Source organism: Okeania sp. SIO3B5 (assembly GCF_010692555.1).
Classification (GTDB): Bacteria; Cyanobacteriota; Cyanobacteriia; order Cyanobacteriales; family Microcoleaceae; genus Okeania.
This window is the reverse complement of record NZ_JAAHHG010000636.1, coordinates 1-5,143: the sequence shown is the minus strand read 5'-3', so window position 1 is coordinate 5,143 and position 5,143 is coordinate 1. Positions and strand designations below refer to the sequence as shown.

Sequence of the window (5,143 nt, the reverse complement as noted above, 5' to 3'; positions counted from 1 at the left end):
TGGCTATCGTCAGACAAATCAATCCTGGGTAAAACTGGCCTACCCAAAAAAAACTCGTAATGACTAATCTGAGGGTCTAATAATTCAATCAAACGATAACGTTCTTGCTCGTCTAAACCAACAACTCTTTCAAGCAACTCGGAAGATTTTCCGATCAGTCTCTCTATATTCCAATATTCACGATTAGAAAATCCCAGAAACTCTAAACCAGATGCTTCTATCAACTCAAACAGAGTATCGATATTATAATCAATCTCTTGGGGATGGACATACATATCTGCAAAACACTCATCTCTTTTATTTTCAAAAGCCCATCTTTCTTGTTCATATTTGACAAGACGGTTATTTTCTGGTAGAGAAGCAAAAAGTTGACGTCCGATTTTCACCCCATCTTGATAGTTGCCACGTTCATTACCTTGAAGGATAGCGATCGCCTGCTGCATGAGTCTAATTTCCCAGCGACCCAACTCTGCATAAACAAAGATGTGCATAATTCCACCAGGAGCTAACTTCAAAGCCAGATTTTGAATACCTTTAATAGGATCGGGTAAATGATGCAGCACTCCTACACAGTTAATAAAGTCAAATTCTCCTTCTATTTGGCCTACATCATATATGCTCAGATGATGAAATTCTACTCGTGAAGCTCCCGAACGACTACACCGTTCTTTGGCCACTCGTAAAGCACCATTACTCAAATCAATTCCAACCACAGATGCTTGAGGATTAAGATGAACCAAATAATCTGTACTAGAACCAGTTCCACAACCTGCATCTAAAATTTTGATATCTTGTTTCTGGGGTGTTTGACCAGTGCAAAAACTGTAAGCTACTGGCCAACTCCAGCGCCAGTTATATCCAGGTGGTGCTTCATCTACTAAAGGGTCTGGGGGAAATGGAAAAGTATCGTACAATCCCTCAACAGCAGAACTGATATCTAATTTATCCTTCATAATGAAATTGAATCTTCAAATTGGTCCAAAAAGCTCATGTATACTAGCATTTTGGGCAGACAAGAGCAGAAAAATCAAGTAACAATTCTTCCCACTATCTCCTTTACAATTCCCATTTTTTCTAACTTCTGACTTCTAATACCATTTCTCTGTAACAATGCACTTAATAATTTTTGCTCAGACCTTATTACACTGACTATTCTCATCTTTATATTCAGCACAACTTCATAGAGAATTGGTATAACTCCTAAGTTCTAAACTTCTAACTTTTGACTTTTGACTTTTAACTCCTAACTTTTAACTTTTGACTTTTGACTTCTAAATTTCTAACTTCTAACTTTTGACTTTTGACTTTTGACTTCTAAATTTCTAACTTCTGACTTCTAACTTTTGACTTCTGGCTTCCGACTCCTACCCTTGCCAAAAGACTTTTTCAGCAAGCCCTACTTAACAAAAATTATTATTTTTTCTAAGATAAATGACCATAAATCTATAAAATAAAATTCTGTAAGGTTTTTAACAAACGCGGGTAATTAGCCAAAAATATTTTACCTTTGAAACAAAGTAAGGAAAAGCTAGAACATAAAAATAGCAAAAATACCTACTTTCTTTTGCCTCAATATTTCTATCTGATTAGTGTTACACAACTTAAGGTTAAATAACTAAGCCAAGATTAGAAATAAAGCAGGTACATTGGGCTAGGCAATACTTAATATAAATTCAGCCTAGTTTTTAAGGATATTCTGTGAGAATGTCTGCAAAAATAAGGTATAAGTTTCATCTGCTGATGTGAAAAACATCTGAACGAAAAGTTTTGATGTAAAGCTATAGTAGTTTAACTGTAGAAATTCAGCAAATATGGTGTTAATAAAAAGGGATTGTGCTTTCAATAATAATCCAGAGGGAACCAGAGAAAGTAGCCTCCTAAACAAGCCATAAAATTTGAGGTGGGGCATCGCCTTAAGTATCAATTAAGTTGCTAATGAAAGTCAACAAAAACAGACAGTAAAAAAATATTTTCTACTTTGTGGAAACCAGCTTTTACAGTAGGGAAAACTTTCATTGCAACTTCAGCAAAACCCATATTTACTAACTAAAGAAAGTATCTGGGAAATGTCATAAAAATTCAAGCTCACAGTCTGAATAGAAGCTGTAAAAACTTCAAATAGGGAGCGATAATAATCGAATGACTGTCAAAGCAAGTGGTGGAAGTTCAGTTGCACGTCCGCAACTATATCAAACTGTACCAGTATTAACTATTTCTCAAGCGGAACAACAAGACCGCTTTCTGGGAAAAGGAGAATTAGATGAACTGGCAACTTTTTTTAGTTCAGGAGCAAAGCGTTTAGAAATTGCTCAGATACTGACTAATAACTCAGAAAGAATTGTTTCTGTTGCTGCCAATACTATTTTTACTGGTGGTTCGCCTTTAGCTTTTTTAGAAAAGCCAGATGACCGAGAAATGGCCATGAGTGCTGCTCCGGCTGCAACAACAGCAGTTTCTGAAGGCATGAAGCTAGGTACTGTTACTTATGTAGAGAACAAGAGTGGAAACAACCCATTTCAAGGTCTACGCTCGCTGTTCACTAATTTAGCAGCTAGTAGTGCTGGCCCTGTACCTGCTGGTTTTAGGCCAATTAGTGTGTCTAAGTATGGTCCAGCTAATATGACCAAATCCTTGCGGGATTTATCCTGGTTCTTACGCTATACTACTTACGCTATTGTGGCGGGAGACCCTAATATTCTCTCAGTCAACGTTCGTGGTTTAAGAGAAATAATTGAGAATGCCTGTTCTTCTGCAGCTACAATTGTAGCTATTCAACAGATGCGACAAGCTTCGATTAAATATTTTCAAGACCAGGAAGCAAGGGAAATTGTTGCCCAATACTTTGATGTCCTTTTGACTGAGTTCCGTAACTCAACACCCTCTAGTAAGCAACGCCAGGGTCAAAGTTCAGACCAACAAGGTTTAGCACTACCACAAATTTACTTTAATGCTGCTGAAAAGCGACAAAAATTTGTGATGAAACCTGGTTTGTCTAACTTTGAGAAACAGGATGTCATTAAAGCTGCTTATCGCCAAGTATTTGAGAGGGATATTGTCCGAGCTTATAGCCTGAATGTTTCCTACCTGGAATCTCAGGTCAAGAATTGCGAAATCTCCATGAAAGAGTTTATCCGTCGTTTGGGTAAATCTCCTTTGTACCGGAAACAGTTTTATGAAGGTTTTGTCAATAGTCGTGTTGTGGAATTGGCAGCTCGTCACTTTTTGGGTAGGGGTTTGAGTTCACCCCAAGAGTTCAGCAAATACTTTAACATTGTTACCAAAGGTGGTTTGTCAGCCTTGGTAGATGCCATAGTGGACTCTCAAGAATACTCCGATTATTTTGGCGAGGAGACAGTACCATATCTGCGTGGTTTAGGTCAAGAGGCTCAGGAATGTCGTAACTGGGGACCACAAATCGATCTGTTTAACTACAGTGCCCCTTTCCGCAAAGTACCTCAATTTGTTACCTTATTTGCGGACTACAATCAGCCCTTGCCAGACCAACACGTTTATGGTAGGGGTAACGATCCATTAGAAATCCAGTTTGGGGCAATCTTCCCGAAAGAAACCCGTAGTCCCAAAAATCGTCCTGCACCTTTTGGCAAAGATACTCGTCGGATTTTAATTCGTCAGGGCGCTGGTATTGATAGCCAAATTAGCAACCCTGGTGCAAGAGCTAAAAATCCTGGTTCTCTTGGTCCAAAAGTTTTCAAACTTGACCAATTGCCTGGAGGTTATGTTAGTAGTGGTTTCAGTAACTCTGGAGGCAGCAACGGTGCTAGCATTAAGTTCTCTGAAAGTTCTACTCAAAAGATCATCACCGCTGCTTATCGTCAGGTATTTGGTCGCGATGTTTACGATGGTCAACGCCTGAAATCTTCTGAGAACAAACTTGAAAACGGCGATATTACTGTTCGCGAGTTCATTCGTGCTTTGGCGAAGTCTGATACTTTCCGTAATACGTACTGGAGTTCCTTGTATGTTTGCAAGGCAATTGAGTATATTCACCGAAGGTTGTTAGGTCGTCCAACTTATGGACGTAAGGAAATTAATTTTTACTTCGATATTTGTGCCAAGAAGGGTTTATATGCTCTAGTAGATGCGATTATCGATAGCCTAGAATACAATGAATCTTTTGGAGAAGATACTATTCCTTATGAGCGTTATCTAACTCCTGGTGGTTTGTCATTGCGAAATACTAGGGTTGGTAGTATTGCTGACAAGAATCTACTTGTACAGAAAGAAGTTACACCAAGATTTGTGGAGTTGGGCACTCCTGAGGAAGTTCGTAGCGAACCTGATGTTGAGTTCCGAGTTGGTCAAGGTGTTAACAAGCAACGGGAGCAGTCTAAGGTATTTAAATTGACAAGTACCCAAGATAAGCAACAGGTGAAATTTATTATTGCTGCTGCTTATCGTCAGATTTTTGAACGCGATATCGATCCTTACGTTGTTAAGAGTGAGTTCTCTTCTTTAGAAAGTAAGTTAGGGAATGATGAAATCAATCTCAAGGAATTTATTGAAGGTTTAGGTTGTTCTAAACTTTATGTTAAGGAGTTTTATACACCCTATCCTAATACTAAGGTAATTGAACTTGGTACTAAACATTTCTTAGGACGCGCTCCTCGCAATCAAGTTGAGATTCGTAAGTATAATCAGATTCTGGCAACTTTGGGAATTAAAGGTTTTATCAACGCTATGGTGAATAGTGCTGAGTATATTGAGATGTTTGGGGAGGATACTGTTCCTTATCGTCGCTTCCCGACTCTCCCTGCTGCTAATTTCCCGAATACTGAAAGACTGTATAATCAGTTAACTAAGCAAAATGATGATTTGGTTATACCTAGTTTTGAACCTGTAGCTATAGCTGATCGTAGTTAAACGAGTAATTATTTTTCTTAGGTTTTAAGTTGCATTTATCCCTTGCTATAAAAATCTATAGCAGGGGATTTTTGATAGCAGAAGGAAGAAGGAAGGAAAAAAGGGAAATAATATTTATTAATTAGGGTTTGCTGAAAAAGTCTTTTTGCTGAGGTAGGAGACAGGAGACAGGAGACAGCTATACTGGAGAAATGGGGAATTTAAAGGAGGCAGTAGAAAGAATTATCCCTTGATTTTTCTGCGATAGTCAACCCAAAATCCT

The 5,143-nt window shown here is 38.4% G+C and carries 2 protein-coding genes; one reads left to right on the top strand and one right to left on the bottom strand.

The window, feature by feature from the left end; genetic code table 11:
* Window positions 1–953 (bottom strand): bifunctional 2-polyprenyl-6-hydroxyphenol methylase/3-demethylubiquinol 3-O-methyltransferase UbiG (locus F6K54_RS39885; protein ID WP_293089865.1); only part of this gene is annotated, 953 nt, incomplete at its 3' end.
* Between the two features lie 1,186 nt (window positions 954–2,139).
* Between F6K54_RS39885 and F6K54_RS39880 the strand changes: the two genes are divergently transcribed.
* A complete protein-coding gene (locus F6K54_RS39880; RefSeq protein WP_293089863.1) occupies window positions 2,140–4,881 on the top strand; it encodes a phycobilisome rod-core linker polypeptide in 2,742 nt (913 codons plus the stop codon).
* The last annotated feature ends 262 nt before the right edge of the window (window positions 4,882–5,143 follow it).